We start from the raw sequence: 14,768 nt of genomic DNA, 5'->3' as shown, positions 1-14,768 counted from the left end.
CACCACCACCACCACCACCCGGGTCGTAGGGATCGTAACCGCCGCCGGGAATGACGGGGATATGAAAGTGAGCCTCGCGCTAGTCGCCGCGCCCTACACCATCCCGACGGTGCGCAGGCGCGCGCGGGGGTGGATCTCGTTCTGGCTCATCACCACGGTCTGGCCGCGGAAGCGCTCGATGATCGAGCGGACGTAAGGCCGAACGCCCGGGCTGGTCAGCAGCACCGGCGCTTCGCCGGCCAGGGCCGCGCGCTCGAAGGCGTCGCGGACGCCGCGGATGAAGTCCTGCAGGCGCGAGGGCGGCAAGGCCAGCTGCTTGTCGTCGCCGGGGCCGATCAGGCTTTCGGCGAAAGCCTGCTCCCAGTCGGCCGACAGGGTGATGATCGGCAAGGCGCCGTCGTCGCCGCGATTGGCCCAGCATAGCTGGCGGGCCAGGCGCGCGCGGACTTGCTCGACCAGCTGGGTGACGGAAGCGGTGTGCGGGGCGGCCTCGCCGATGCCTTCCAGGATCTGCGGCAGGTCGCGGATCGAGACGCGCTCGCGCAGCAGCGACTGCAGCACGCGCTGGACGGTGGTCGCGGTGGCCGTGCCCGGGATCAGGTCGTCGACCAGCTTGCGCTGCGCCTCGGGCAGCTCCTTCAGCAGCTTCTGGACCTCGGCGTAGGACAGCAAATCCGCCATATTTTCCTTGAGGATCTCGGTCAGGTGCGTGGTCAGCACCGTGGCCGGATCGACGACCGTGTAGCCGCGGAAGGTCGCCTCCTCGCGCAGGTCGTCGGCGATCCAGGTGGCCGGCAGGCCGAAGGCCGGCTCGCGCACGTGCTCGCCGGGCAGCTCGACCTGGCCGCCGCGCGGGTCCATGCACATGAGCATGCCCAGTCGCACCTCGCCGGCGCCGGCCTCCATCTCCTTGATCCGAATGGCGTAGCCCTGGTTGGCCAAGCGCATGTTGTCGAGGATGCGAACCGGCGGCATGACGAAGCCGTATTCGCTGGCCAGGGTCTTGCGCAGGGCGCGGATCTGGTCGGTCAGCTTGCGGCCGTCCAGGTCGTTGATCAGGGTCAGCAGGCCGTAGCCCAGCTCGATCTTGACGTCGTCGATGGCCAGGGAGGCGCTGATCGGCTCCTCCTCGGCCTCGGTAGGCGCGGCCGCCTCCAGGGCGGCGGGGTCTATCTGCGCGGGCGCCTTGGCGTCCTGGATACGCTTGTAGGCCAGCATCCCCGCCCCCACCGCCACCGCGGCGAACGGGATGATCGGCATGCCCGGGATCAGGGCCATGACGCCGGCCGAGGCCGAGACCATACCCAGGCCGACCGGGTTCATCGCCAGTTGGGTGGTCAGGGCCTTGTCGGCCGAGCCTTCGACGCCGGCCTTGGAGACGACCATGCCGGCCGCGATCGAGATGACCAAGGCCGGGATCTGGCTGACCAGGCCGTCGCCGATGGTCATGATGGTGTAGGTCGAGGCCGCCTCGCCGATCGGCAGCTTGTGCTGCACGACGCCGATGATGATGCCGCCGATGATGTTGATGGCCGTGATGATCAGGCCGGCGATCGCGTCGCCCTTCACGAACTTGCTGGCGCCGTCCATCGCCCCGAAGAACGTGCTTTCCTGCTCCAGCTCCTTGCGGCGCAGCTTGGCGCCTTCCTGGTCGATCAGGCCGGTCGACAGGTCGGCGTCGATCGCCATCTGCTTGCCGGGCATGGAGTCCAGGGTGAAGCGGGCCGCCACTTCGGCGATCCGGCCCGAACCCTTGGTCACGACCATGAAGTTCACGACGATCAGGATGATGAAAACGATCACCCCGATGACGAAGTTGCCCTGCATCATCAGGTGACCGAAGGCCTCGATGACCGCGCCGGCGCCGCCGGTGCCTTCCTGGCCGTGGCCGAGGATCAGGCGGGTCGAGGCGATGTTGAGGCCGAGGCGATACAGCGTCGCGACCAGCAGCACGGTCGGGAACGAGGTGAATTCCAGCGGCTTCTTGATCAGGATCGCCGTCATCAGGATCAGCACCGATCCCGTCAGCGAAATGGCCAGCAAGAGGTCCAGCAGGAACGACGGGACCGGCAGGATCAGCAGGACGATGATGCCGACGACGCCCAGGGCCAGGCCCATCTCGCCGCGCATGATGCCTTCGACCAGCGACTTGGCGCTGGGCATCGAGGTCGCGGTCGGGGCGGCGGCTTCGGCCATTCGGAACCTGGAAACGGTGAAGGTCTAGCGGACCAGCGAGTGAAGCGATTTGCGGTCCGCCGCCATATCCTTAATGAAAATTAGCCATGTTCGGCGCCGGACCGATGGTCGCGGCGCCGCGGCGTATCGCCACTGCCTCAGGCGGCGGCGCCGACCCCGCCCTGCGGCGGCGGCACCGGCACGCCGGCGTCGGAATATTCCTTCAGCTTGTTGCGCAGGGTGCGGATCGAGATACCCAGGATGTTGGCCGCGTGGGTGCGGTTGCCCAGGCAGTGCTCCAGGGTGTCGATGATCAGCTTCTGCTCGACCTCGGCCACCGTCGAGCCGACGAAAGTGCGCGAGACGGCGTCGGCGGCCATCTGGGCGCCGCGAGCGACCGCGACGTCCGGCGCGGGAGCCATCGGCTGACCGTCGGGCAGGCGGATCGCGAACTCCTCGATCTCCGGACCGGTCGACAGCAGCACCGCGCGGTGCATGGCGTTTTCCAGCTCGCGGACGTTGCCCGGCCAGCGGTGGGCGACCAGGCGGCGCTTGGCCTCGGCCGAGATCGGCTTTTCCGGCATGCCGTTGGCGGCCGAGTACTTCTTCACGAAGAACTCGCACAGGCTCAGCACATCGGCCGGGCGCTCGCGCAGCGGCGGCAGGCGCAGGTTCACGACGTTCAGGCGGTACAGCAGGTCCTCGCGGAACGTGCCGTCCTTCACGGCCTGGGCCAGGTCGCGGTTCGAGGTGGCCAGGATGCGAATGTCGACCTTGACCGGCTTGGCGCCGCCGACGCGGTCGATCTCGCGCTCCTGGATGGCGCGCAGCAGCTTGGCCTGCAGGCGGGCGTCCATTTCGCTGATTTCGTCCAGCAGCAGGGTGCCGCCGTTGGCTTCCTCGAACTTGCCGATGCGGCGGGCCATGGCGCCGGTGAAGGCGCCCTTCTCGTGGCCGAAAAGCTCGCTTTCCAGCAGGTTTTCCGGGATGGCCGCGCAATTGACGCTGATGAACGGCGCCTTGGCCCGGCGGGACTTGCCGTGGACGTAGCGGGCCATGACCTCCTTGCCCGAGCCGCTCTCGCCGGTGATCAGGATCGAGGCGTCGGAGGGGGCGACCTGGTCGGCCAGCTTGATGACCTGCTCCATGGCCGGGTCGCGGACGACCATCGGGCGCTCGTCGTCGGTGACGGCGGCCAGGACGGCGGCGATCAGCTCGGCGTCGGGCGGAAGCGGGATGAACTCCTTGGCGCCGGCCTTGATGGCGGCGGCGGCGCGCATCGGGTCTGCGTCGACGCCGCAGGCCACCACCGGCACCCGGATCCGCTCGGCCTCGTTGGCGGCGATCAGGGCGGCGATGTCGAGCGCGTAGTCGACCATCAGGAGGTCGGCGCCCTGCCCTGCCCTCAGAGCATTCGTCGCCTGCTCCGTCGTTTCGACGTGCGAGACCTTGGCCCCCGCGTTCATCGCCATCTTCACGGCGACCGAGAGCTGTCCGTTCAGTTTTCCGACGACCAGAAGCCGCATCTCTTACTCTCCCGAAGCCCTTCCGAGGGAAGAACCCAAATCCTTGAAGTCCTTGGCGTTCCGGAACCTTAGTTCTGATCGCCGTCCTTGATGATTTCCGTCATGGTCACGCCCAGGCGCTCGTCGACGACGACGACCTCGCCCCGGGCGACCAGGCGGTTGTTGACGTAGATGTCGATCGCCTCGCCGACCTTGCGGTCCAGCTCCAGGATCGAGCCCTGGCCCAGCTGCAGCAGCTGCGCCACCGACATGTGGGCGCGGCCCAGCACGGCGGAGATGTTGACGGGGACGTCGAAGACCGGCGCGAGGTCCGAGGCGGTCTTGTCGGCGATCTCGACCGGCATTTCGGAGGCCAGCATCGAGCCGCCGAATTCGTCGAGGGTGAGGTTGTCTTCGGACATCGGGGTCAGCCTCGCTTATGAAAACATGGGTTCGGCGTGGAGGCCTTCGGCGGCGATCGCCGCCTCCAGCGCTTCGGTGACACGTTGGGCGGCGCCGTCCGGATCGAAGGCCGCGCGGCCCTCGCCCCAGTCGAAGGTGAATGCGGCGGGGGCCATGGCGCCGTCGGCGCGAGCCACGATCTGGCCCTGATAGCCGATCTGGGCCGCCACGGTTTCCAGCGCCTGCTGGATACGCTCTTCCATCTCTGGCGCGACGCGGATGAAGATCCGCGGCTGGGCCTCGACCTCGCGGGCCAGGGCCTCCAGCGCGGCCGTAACCGGCGCCTCTGGGAAGTGGGTCAGGGCCGCATCGGCGATCTTGCGGCCGCATGCCAGGGCCAGCATGGCCGCGCCCTCGCGGTGCTCGTGGGCCACGTGGGTCAGGGCGTCGAAGGCTTCCCGCACCAGGCCGGCGATGTCGCCCAGCGCCATGGCGGCCTCCTGCTCGGCGCGCGACACGGCCGAGCGCTCGCCCTCGGCATAGGCCTGGGCCTTGGCGGCCTCGACCTCTTCCAGCGTGAAGTTCTTCTTCACCTTGGGCGCTTCGTAGGCGACGCCGCCGCGATCGTCGAAGACCGTGTCGAAGGCGAATTTGCGATGAGGGGTGTCGATCATGCCATCCGCCTCAGTAGATCAGCTCGTCTTCGCTGCCCGAGCCGGCCAGCATGATCTCGCCCTTGGCGGCGAGGTCCTTGGCGACCTGGACCATGCCCACCTGGGCGGCGTCGACGTCCTTCAGGCGCACGGGGCCCATGCTGTCCATGTCCTCGCGCATGATCTTGGCCGCGCGCTCGGACATGTTCGAGAAGAACATGTCGCGGAGCTTGTCCGAGGCGCCCTTCAGCGCCAGGGCCAGCTGCTCCTTCGGCGTGGCGCGCAGCAGGGTCTGGATGCCGCCGGGGTCCAGCTTCGACAGGTCCTCGAACACGAACATCAGCGCCCGGATGCGCTCGGCCGCCTCGCGGTTGCGCTCCTCCAGCGCGGCGATGAAGCGCGCCTCGGTCTGACGGTCGAAGTTGTTGAAGATCTCGGCCATCATCTCGTGGCTGTCGCGCTTGGAGGTGCGCGCCAGGTTCGACATGAATTCGGTGCGCAGCGTCATCTCGATCTTGTCGAGGATCTCGCGCTGCACGGGCTCCATGCGCAGCATCCGCGTCACGCATTCCAGGGCGAAGTCTTCGGGCAGACAGGCCAGCACGCGGGCGGCGTGGTCGCTCTTCACCTTCGAAAGAACCACCGCGACGGTCTGCGGATATTCGTTCTTCAGGTAGTTGGCGAGCACGGCCTCGTTCACGTTGCCGAGCTTGTCCCACATGGTCCGACCCGCGGGACCGCGGATCTCTTCCATCAGGGCGTCGACCTTGTCGGGCGGCATGAACGACGCCAGCAGGCGCTGGGTCTGCTCGTACGAGCCCATGATCGCGCCGGTCGAGCTCATGCCCGACACGAACTCGACCAGCAGATCTTCGACCACCGAGGCCGAGACCGTGCCCAGGCCGGCCATGGCCTGCGAGACTTCCTTGATTTCCTCGTCGTCGAGCGCTTCCCAGATGCGGGTGTGCTCTTCGCCCAGAGCCAGCAGCACGATGGCCGCCTTTTCAGGCCCCGAGAGCTTCTTGACGTCGTTGACCGCGACTTTCATGGCCGTCAGCTCGACTCATGCAGCCAGTTGCGCAGGATCGCGACCGACTCTTCGGGGTGCTTCTCGACGAACTCCGACACGCGCTTGATGGACGAAGCCTTCACCTGGCCCTCGATCTTGGCGATGTCGATCCGCTGATCGATGTCGCTGACCGGACCGGCGATGGCCAGAGGCTCGCCGCTCTCGTCGACCACGACCTGCTGCTGCGTGCCGTCCGACAGGGTGACCATCCGCGTCACCGGCTGGCCGGGGCTGGGCAGGGCCGCCACGACGTTGGGCTCGGCCAGGTTCTTGATGAAGGGCCGCACCGCGAACAGCAGGATCAGGATCGCCACGATACCCAGGACGCCCAGCTCGCCGGCGCGCATGATGTCGTTCTTGTCGAAGCCCGACAGCAGGCCTTGCTTCTCCAGGCCCTGGTCCTCGGGCTGCGGGAACTTGATGTTGGTGACCTTGACCTGGTCGCCCCGGGCGGCGTCGAAGCCAACGGCCGTCTTCACCAGATCCTCGATCTGCTGGATTTCCTGGGCCGAGCGCGGCGTATAGGCGCCGGGCTTGCCGTCCTTGCCGGGGGGCGCCGTGACGCCGTCGATGGCGACCGCGACCGCGACCTTCTTGATCGTGCCCGGCTCCTGGACGGTGGTCTTCACCGACTTGGAGATCTCGTAGTTCGTGACGCTTTCGTTGGCGCCGGCGCGCGAGCCCAGCTGCTGGAAGCCATTCGCCCCCTGCCCCGGCACATTGGCCGTCGCCGTCGCGCCCGAATTGTCCTCGTTCTTGTTTTCCTGGCTGTTCGACTCGTTGGTGCTTTCCGAGCGGACGACCTGGCCGTCCGGATCGAAGCGCTCTTCCTGGGTCGTGACGCGGTTCAGGTCGAGATCGGCGGTGACGTTGACGCGGGCCTTACCCGGGCCGAGCACGCCCTCGATCATGTCCTTGACGGTCTTGGCGATGCGCTGCTCGACCTCGGTCTTGCGGTCCTGGGCCTCCTTGCCGGCCAGGCTCTCGTCGCTGGGCGCCGACAGGGTCTTGCCGTGCTGGTCGATGACCGCGACCTTTTCGGCCTTCATGTTCGGCACCGCCGACGAGACCAGGTTCTGGATGGCGTGGACCATGTCGGACGACGGCTCGCGCGAGCCGACGCCGATCGTGACGGCGGCCGACGGCTGTTCGGCGTCTTCCTCGAACAGCTGGCGCTTGGGCAGCACCAGGTGGACGCGGACGCTATTGACGCCCTGCATCGCCTTGATGGTGCGCTCCAGCTCGCCCTGCAGGGCGCGCTGACGGTTCAGCTGCTGGACGAAGTCGGTCTGGCCGAGGGCGTTGCCGCCGTCGAAAATCTCGTAGCCGATCGAACCGGAGCTCACGAGACCCTTGCCGGCGACCATCAGGCGGGCGCTGGCGACCTTGTCGCGCGGCACCATGATGGTCGAGCCATCGCCCTTGGTCTCGTACTTGATGCCCGCCTGGCTCAGGGCCTGGGTGACTTCCGAGGCCTCCTTCAGGTCGAGGTTCGAATACAGCAGCTCATTGGGCTCCTTGCCCATGAACATGATGAGGGCCACCAGCACGGCGATGACGCCGGCGCCGACGCCCAGCATCGCGGCCAACCGACCGACGCCGAACCTCTGAATTGAACCCAGAAAGCTTTCCACGAAGCCCCATCCCCTGATCAACGGCCCCGACGGGGACGACCGGCGAACGCTGACGAAGCGCCCATCGGTAGGCAGGATTTACCCAGTACAAGGTAAACGAGGCGTTTATATTTGGCTGAGGAAGCGACGCCCCGGGGCGCCAAAACGTCGCGGCCGCGCCCCAGGGGGCGCGGCCGCTGAACGTCGTCAAACCCTTTTGGCGCAAGGCCTTCGAGGTTTCCGATGTGGGCAGGGACGGTCAAGACGACGCACCCCCTGCTCCGTATTAACGGTACTGCTGGATCCGCGTGGTCCGCAGGCCCGCCATCCCGTGGCGATCAATCGACTGCTGCCAAGCGAGGAACTCCTCGTTGGTCAGCTTGTAGCGATCACAAGCCTCGTCCAGCGAGAGCAGGCCCCCGCGAACGGCGGCCACGACCTCGGCCTTGCGACGGATGACCCAACGCTGGGTCTCCGGCGGCGGCAAATCGGACAGGGTGAGCGGCGCGCCGGTGGGCCCGATCACATACTTCTCACCCCGGCTGTTCGTGCGCTGCTGCTGCAACATGGCTTTACGCCTTTCCCACAACCATCACTGTTGGAGGCCACTATAGGCGCCGCCCAATAACAGCGGCTTAATTCCAATAGTAAAGAAAGGCCTAAACAAGACGGCTCTCAGCACTCCTTCGTGTCTCAACGTGAGACACGAGTATTAAAGAAGGTTAAACCCCGTGATTATCGCTTAATATTCAGAAGCTCCTCGAGCATCTGATCTGCGGTCGTGATGATCTTCGACGAGGCGGAGTAAGCACGTTGCGTGGTGATCAGGCCGGTAAACTCGGTCGAGAGGTCGACCGTCGAAGCTTCCAGAGTAGAAGGCGCCAGCGAGCCGGCCCCGCCTTGCCCGGGAGCCTTGAGGCTATAGGTGCCGCTCTCGTTGGTGACGCGATAGGCGTTGCCGTTAACCCCCTTCAGGCCGTTCGGGTTCGAGAAGGTCGCGACCGCCACCTGGGCGATCCGGCGGGTGACGCCGTTGTCGAAGATCGCCGAGACGTAACCGTCCTCGTCGACCTCGATGTTGGTCAGGTTGCCGAAGGCCGTACCGTTGGTGTTCACCGACTGGACGACCGACTGGCTGTTGTACTGGGTCAGGCCGCCGGCGGCGCTGGCCAGGTCGATCTGGACGTCTTGGGTGTCGATGCCGAGGCCGTCGGCCCAGACCGGCGGCTGCGGCAGCGGCGCGGCGGGCGGAGGCGGCTGGACGACCAGCGGCGTACCCGAGGCCTGGATCGTGATCGAGGTCGGAACGGTGGTGCCGAACAGGCCGCCGGTGCTCTGCAGCTTGCCGTCGGTGGTGAAGCTGACGATGCCGGTGCTGATCTGGCCGTTGCCGTTGTTGGCGAGATCGCCCGGCTTGGCGCGCAGTTCGGCGTACCACTGGTTCGGGCCCGGGGCCTTCAGCAGCGACAGGGTGACGGTGCGCTGGCCGCCCTTGGAGTCCGACAGCGGGATCTGGATCTCGAAGTCCGGCTTGACGCCCTTGGTGTTGTCCTTGGCGTAGTCCGACATCGACCAGGTCGACGGGTCGTACAGCTTGCCGACCTTGGCGTCGGCGTCGGTGGTGATGCCCAGGGCCGCCAGCGACACGACGGTGCCGCTGGTGTCGATGTCGACGTCAGTCAGCGGCGAGGTCGGCGCTGCGAGCGCCTTGGGCTTCAGCGTCGAGCTCGCGATATTGCCGGCGGCGTCGTAGCCGACGATGCCGGTGGCGATCACCACGCCGTTTTCCTTGACGTCGACCTGGTACTCATTGTTGCCCGAGGCGGCGGGATTGGCGAGGCCGGTCGAGCTGTAGACGACGTCGAAGGACCGGGGCGTGGTGGCCGGAACGGTCGCGACATTGGTGAACGACGGGTTGCCGGCGGTGCCGACCTTGTACGACACGGCGGCCGCCACCGGCTGCTCCGAGCGGAGGTTGGCGTTGATGCCGACCCGGGTCGTCTTCTCGGCCGTACCGCCGACGGTGCCGACGTTGATCGACGACAGCTGCATCAGGTCCGACGGGTCGGGCGTGATCGCGCCGGTGACCGGATCGGCCAGCCAGCCCTGCAGATAGAGACCGGCGTCGTTGCGCAGGTAGCCCAGGCTGTCCAGCTGGAACGAGCCGGCGCGGGTGAACGAGCGGGTGTCCGTCGCGGCCAGGTTCTCGGGCTTTTCAGTGGCGACGAAGAAGCCCGAGCCCGAGATCGACAGGTCGAGGTTCGAGGTCGTCGACTGGGTCAGACCCTGCTGGCTGATGAACTGGTGGGTCTGGGCCTTCACGCCGCCGGCGCTGTAGGTCTGGTTCTTCGAGCCGGAGGTGACCAGGGTCGAGAAGTTCGCGCTGGAGCGCTTGTAGCCGACCGTGTTGACGTTGGCGATGTTGTCCGAGATCGCGGCCAGGGCCGAGGAGTTGGCGACCAGACCGGAAACGCCGGCGAGCATGGCGCTGTTGATGCTCATAACGGTAATCCTGCGTTGAATGGTTTCGGGGGTTCAGCGCGGTTTGCGTTTGGATCCGAGGGAAGACCGTCTTCCGAGGATCGCGTCGGCGTCGTTCTGACGCCCTGTCGATAGTTTGATCAGGCGGCCTTGGGGGTCGTCTGGTCGCTAGTGGTTGTGGTCGCCGCGGCGGTGATGCCGATGACGTTGTCGATGGGAATGGCCTGGCCATCGATGATGACCTTGGCCTGGCCGGTGGAGTTGTCGACGGCGGTGACGACACCCTCGCTCCGGCCCTTGATGTTTGTGACCTTGATGTCCTTGGCGTCGGCGCCCTTGGCCGTGACCTTGATCGTGTAGACCCCGCCGTTGTCCAGCTGGACCCCGGCGTCGTCCTTGCCGTCCCACGTGATGGTGTGGTCCCCGCTCTTCTGGTCATCCGGCTTCAGGGTGCGGACCACCTTGCCGGCGGCGTTCTTGATCTCGACCGTGAGCGAGGTCGAGCCGCCCGCCTGGGTCCAGGAGAAGGTCGCCTTGCCATTCTTGAGGGTCGAGGTGTCGGTCGTGGCGGTGACCTGCTTGCCGATCATCGACACGCCTTCCGACAGACCCGTGCCGGTGTTCATGCCGACCAGGGCCGCCAGCAGGTCGTTCGTCACGAGCTGCTGCTCGACGCCGGTCATCTGGGTGATCTGCTGGGTCATCTGCGTCGTGTCGGTCGGCGACAGCGGATCCTGGTTCTTCAGCTGCGTCGTCAGCAGCTTCAGGAAGGTTTCCGTGTTGCTCGCCACCGACTTCTTGCCGTTGTTGATACGGTCAAGAACCGAGGAAGTGCTCTGCGAGGAGACGGTCGTGGCCATGGGCGTTTCCTAGATCCGGATGTCCAGGCCGCTGTCGGCGGCCGTCTTCAGGCCGGGCAGCAGGTCGGAGGGGGTGACGACGATCTCTTCCTCGGCGGTCATCGCGGCCTGGAAGGCGCGTCCCGAGAAGGCGCGCTGCCCCTGGTCGCTCCAGCCGTCGAAGGCGAAGAAGGGGTTGGGGTTCTGGCCGTTGTTCTGGCTGGAGACGTCGAAGGACAGGGCGTTGTCGGCGACGTTGAAGCCGGCGTCCGCCAGAGCCTGGCGCAGTTCGCCCGCCTTGTTGCGCAACTCCTGCGCCGCGTGGGCGGTGTCGAACCGCATCGAGGCGGTCAGGGCCCCGTCGCGGGCGATCTCGATACGGACATCGACCTTGCCCAGGCCGTCCGGCGTCAGGGCGACGTCGAAGCGCGTGGTCTTGGCGTCGGCCTTCTTGACGATCTCGGCCGACAGGGCCGCGACGGTCTCGGGCGAGCCGCGGACCGGCGCGGGGGCGGCGGCCTGGGTCGAGGCGGACACGGCCGGCGCGGTCGTGACGGGCGGCGGAGCGACCGCGGGGACCGGCGCGCTAGCCTGAGCCGACGCTTCGACCACGACGGCGTTGGCCGCGTTCGACGTCTTGGCGTCGCCGCCGGCGTCACCGGTGTTGGCGGCGTCGGCGCTGGCCGCAGCGGTCACGGCCTGGGCCGTCTCCACCGGAACGGCGCCGGCGGCCTGGGCCTGGACCTGCTGCGGCGCGGCGGCCTTGGCTGGCTCGACGGGCTTGGCGACCGGAGCCGCCTCGGTGGCCTCGGTCGCTTCGGCGACGATCTGGGCCGCGACGGCGGCTTCGGCGGCGACGGGCGCGGCCTCGGGCGTCACGGCCGGCGCGACCGGCGCGGCCGCCGGGGCGGGCGCGGGGACGGAGGCTTGGGCGACGGCCGCCTTGGAGGTCTCGACCGGAGACTTGGAGGCTTCGGCCGTCTTGGCCGGCGTCGCCGGAGCGGCCGGCGCATCAGCGGCGGGCTGGTCGGCGACAGCGATCGTCGGCGTCGCGTCGTCCGAGGCGAGCTTGGCGAAGGCCTCGAGCGCGGCGGCGTCGACGGCGACGCCCTCGGCCGGAACCACGGCCGCGGTCGCGACCTTGGAGACATCCTCGGCCGTCGTCGGCGCGGGGGCCGAGGCCTGGGCGGGCGTCGCCGCGGCCTGCTCGGCGGGCTTGGCCGGGGTCGGCGTTTCGACGGCGGCCTCGGCCACGGCGGCCAAGACGGGCGCGGCTTGCGTCGTGACGGCGGACGTCTCGACGACCGGCTCGGCGGTCTCGGCCAGCGCCTGGGTCTGGACCGGCGCTTGCACGGGCGCAGCCATCGCGGCGATCAGAGCCGCCGCTGCGGCGGCTTGGGCCGCGGAGTCGATCTGAGCGGCGTCTTGGCCGGCGACGGCGTCGGCGACCTGATCGGCCTTGGCGTCAGACTTGTCGGCCTTGGCTTCGGCGTGATCGGAGGCGGCGTCCGCCTTGTCGCCGGCCTTGGCGGCCTCGCGGGTGGCGGAAGGGCTCTCCTGTCCGGCAAGGCGCCGAACGTCCTGCGAGCGCCCGCGCGGCGCGATCAGCACGGTGTCGCCGGTGGCTACGACGATGAGATCGGAAACGCCGATCGCGGCGATGCGTGGCCCGGTGCTCTTGAACAGGCAGTTTCGGCTGTCGAGCGCCTTTACCTCGCCCTCCGAGAGATTGTCGGCTTCGTCGCGGCTGCCGATGGCGTGAAGCGCGTCCCAGCTGCCCAGATCCGACCATCCCATCGCCGCCGGCACGACGGCGACGCTCGACTTGACGCAGTTGCCCGTCGGCGCCGCGCAGGAGACCGGAAGCGAGTTCGTCCCGGCGACGAGCTGGTCGAACTGGGCCTGCGTCGGGCAGGCGGTCGCGTCGGCGGCGGGCGCCTTAAAGACAAAGATGTCGCCGATGGAGAACCCGGCAGCCGGCACACCCGCGCCGCCGATGCCGCCCGCGGCGTTGTCGCCGTAGAGCTGGAACTTCAAGTGGAAGAAGGTCGTTGCGTTGGTCACGTCTCCAGCGGCGACCGTCCAGCCCTTCTCGAGGCGCGTCCAGGTGTTCGTCTTCGGGATGTTCGCGTAGGCGCCGTAGTTCGCCGCCGCGTTGTCGTCGTTGCCGCCGTAGTAGCCGATCGCGCCACCCTCGGCCGCCGTCGAGTCGCCGGCGCACGAGTTGACGAGGTTCGTCTTCGCGCGGCCGTTGATCACCGTCTCTCTGCCGGGGAGCGCCCCGCGCAGGTTGCCCATGATGGCCCGCAGGCCCTTTGCTTCCTTCACAGCCAGCGCCCCAGCATGAGGCGACCAGACCACGCAAAGATCATCGAGACCAGCGCCCCACAGCCGTCATCGTCAAAGCCCGCCGCGCCAGGCGCCTCGGCTGCCTCCCCACGGCCGCAAGACCACCAGACACCATGAACGATGTTCTGAAGCGCATCGTCGCGCGCACCCCCGCGCCGACGGCCTGATCCCGGACGCGCACCATGTGGCAGGACCCTGGTACCTGGATCGCATTGGGCGTCTCGGCGCTTTTCGTTGTGGCCGGATTCGTCATGCACCGGGTTTTTGTGCGGGTGCTCAAGACGCCGGAGCCTCCGGCAGTGGATGCCGATCAGTCGGTGCCGCCAAAGGATGCGCCTTGACACCGCTACCACTCCGCCTTCCGATCAGGCCCACATCCCTGCCGGTGTGGGCCGGGATGCTGGCCATGCAGCCAAGGGTATGGCTGCCCGAAAAGCTGGAGTCGGCTGCTTCCAGACGCGAAATCATCCTAACGACTGCGCTGTCGGGTTTGTTTTGCAGCGCATCCGTGTTGTGGATGACCGGTCTGAAAGAAGGCCCCGCATTCTGGGTTGTTGCGCTCCTTTGCACGGGTTTGATCGTGCTGGCGATGCATCTGCAATTGCGGGGCAGGCAGGCGCGCCGGGGGTGGATCGTTGATTTTCAGCAGGGCAGCCTGACACCGGTAGGTCTTGCCCAACGCGAGCGCATTCAAATTGACCCTGCCCAATACAGTCTGGGTTGCTATCCGGCCGCCACCAGAGAAACTGGTGCGACCTTCTTGCTGGAACTGCGGCATGTTCGCCGTGGACCTGTGGCCGCATTGACCTTGGTGCATCTGACTTCCCGGCAGTTTCAGCGCAACCTGCGCATTCTTGACCGCTGCGTGAACACGCTGGCAGAGCGCCTGCAGATCCGCCGCTCGGGCGCCCCACTGCTCACGGGGACAGACGTGCCCCATGCCCGTTGACCATTCCACCATTTCCCTCTTAAACCATGTCTGACATCCTGAACCAAATCGTCGCTGTCAAGCACGAAGAAGTCGCCGCCGCCCAAAAGCGCCTGCCCCTGGCCGCCATGCGCGCCGAGATCGAGGCCGTGCAGGACGGCATCCGCCCTTTTGACGACAAGACCGCGCTGCGCCTGCACCGGCAGGTGATGCGCCTGATCCAGCTCGTGGGCGACCTGCGCGCCAGCCTGGATGCAGCGGGCACCAGCGCGCCCTCGGCCCAGGTGCCCGTGCACCCGCTGTCGCTGCTGGCCGAAGGCTTCCGCCTGCGCCTCGTGGGCCAGGACTGCGGCCGCGGCACGTTCAGCCAGCGCCACGCGGTCATCTACGACCAGGTGACCGAGGAGAAGTACATCCCGCTGCAGCACCTCAAGGCCAAGCAGGCTAGCATCGAGGTGATCGACAGTATCCTCTCCGAGGAAGGCGTGCTGGGCTTCGAATATGGCTACAGCCTGGCCGACCCCAACTGCCTGACCATCTGGGAGGCGCAGTTCGGCGACTTCGCCAACGGCGCCCAGGTCTATTACGACCAGTTCATCAGCTCGGGCGAGAGCAAGTGGCTGCGCCTGTGCGGCCTGGTCAACCTGCTGCCGCACGGCTATGAGGGCCAGGGGCCCGAGCACAGCTCGGCCAGGCTTGAGCGCTTCCTGCAGCTCTACGCCGAGAACAACATCCAGGTCGTCTGCCCGAGCAC

General features: G+C 67.4%; 11 protein-coding genes and 1 pseudogene. 2 read left to right on the top strand and 10 right to left on the bottom strand.

Annotation, left to right across the window (positions count from 1 at the left end):
* Nucleotides 1-93: 93 nt before the first annotated feature.
* The 10 genes from flhA to Q0379_RS16135 form a co-directional block, all read right to left on the bottom strand.
* Nucleotides 94-2,196, bottom strand: coding sequence for a flagellar biosynthesis protein FlhA (gene flhA / locus Q0379_RS16180; protein WP_299011047.1), 2,103 nt, complete (start codon nucleotides 2,194-2,196; stop codon nucleotides 94-96).
* A gap of 137 nt (nucleotides 2,197-2,333) precedes the next feature.
* A complete protein-coding gene (flbD, locus tag Q0379_RS16175; RefSeq protein WP_299011044.1) occupies nucleotides 2,334-3,701 on the bottom strand; it encodes a sigma-54-dependent transcriptional regulator FlbD in 1,368 nt (455 codons plus the stop codon).
* Nucleotides 3,702-3,769: 68 nt separating this feature from the next.
* Complete coding sequence (gene fliN, locus Q0379_RS16170; RefSeq protein WP_299011041.1) at nucleotides 3,770-4,102, bottom strand: flagellar motor switch protein FliN; 333 nt, start codon at nucleotides 4,100-4,102, stop codon at nucleotides 3,770-3,772.
* Nucleotides 4,103-4,117: 15 nt separating this feature from the next.
* Nucleotides 4,118-4,756, bottom strand: a complete 639-nt coding sequence (locus Q0379_RS16165; protein ID WP_299011038.1) for a flagellar assembly protein FliH — start codon at nucleotides 4,754-4,756, stop codon at nucleotides 4,118-4,120.
* Nucleotides 4,757-4,766: 10 nt separating this feature from the next.
* Entirely contained in the window at nucleotides 4,767-5,783 is a 1,017-nt protein-coding gene (fliG, locus tag Q0379_RS16160; RefSeq protein WP_299011035.1) for a flagellar motor switch protein FliG, read from the bottom strand.
* 5 nt (nucleotides 5,784-5,788) lie between these two features.
* Nucleotides 5,789-7,438: a flagellar basal-body MS-ring/collar protein FliF gene (fliF, locus tag Q0379_RS16155; RefSeq protein ID WP_299011033.1), complete on the bottom strand. Its 1,650-nt coding sequence runs from the start codon at nucleotides 7,436-7,438 to the stop codon at nucleotides 5,789-5,791.
* Nucleotides 7,439-7,703: 265 nt separating this feature from the next.
* On the bottom strand, nucleotides 7,704-7,985 hold the full coding sequence (gene sciP, locus Q0379_RS16150; RefSeq protein WP_013080463.1) for a CtrA inhibitor SciP: 282 nt from the start codon (nucleotides 7,983-7,985) through the stop codon (nucleotides 7,704-7,706).
* 167 nt (nucleotides 7,986-8,152) lie between these two features.
* Complete coding sequence (gene flgE / locus Q0379_RS16145; RefSeq protein WP_299011027.1) at nucleotides 8,153-9,919, bottom strand: flagellar hook protein FlgE; 1,767 nt, start codon at nucleotides 9,917-9,919, stop codon at nucleotides 8,153-8,155.
* Nucleotides 9,920-10,038: 119 nt separating this feature from the next.
* Nucleotides 10,039-10,758, bottom strand: a complete 720-nt coding sequence (locus tag Q0379_RS16140; RefSeq protein WP_299011024.1) for a flagellar hook assembly protein FlgD — start codon at nucleotides 10,756-10,758, stop codon at nucleotides 10,039-10,041.
* A 9-nt stretch (nucleotides 10,759-10,767) separates the two neighbouring features.
* A complete protein-coding gene (locus Q0379_RS16135) occupies nucleotides 10,768-13,065 on the bottom strand; it encodes a flagellar hook-length control protein FliK (RefSeq protein ID WP_299011021.1) in 2,298 nt (765 codons plus the stop codon).
* 418 nt (nucleotides 13,066-13,483) lie between these two features.
* Here Q0379_RS16135 and Q0379_RS16130 point away from each other — a divergent pair, with 418 nt between their 5' ends.
* The gene (locus tag Q0379_RS16130; RefSeq protein ID WP_299011018.1) at nucleotides 13,484-14,035 is read left to right on the top strand and encodes a hypothetical protein; all 552 of its coding nucleotides are present in this window, start codon (nucleotides 13,484-13,486) and stop codon (nucleotides 14,033-14,035) included.
* A gap of 281 nt (nucleotides 14,036-14,316) precedes the next feature.
* A pseudogene (sucA, locus tag Q0379_RS16125) lies at nucleotides 14,317-14,768 on the top strand (2-oxoglutarate dehydrogenase E1 component); the annotation flags it as partial.

Origin of the sequence: uncultured Caulobacter sp. (assembly GCF_937900395.1) — a bacterium.
Lineage (GTDB): Bacteria > Pseudomonadota > Alphaproteobacteria > Caulobacterales > Caulobacteraceae > Caulobacter.
The sequence above is the reverse complement of the archived record's forward strand: the minus strand, read 5'-3'. Positions and strand labels throughout refer to the sequence as shown.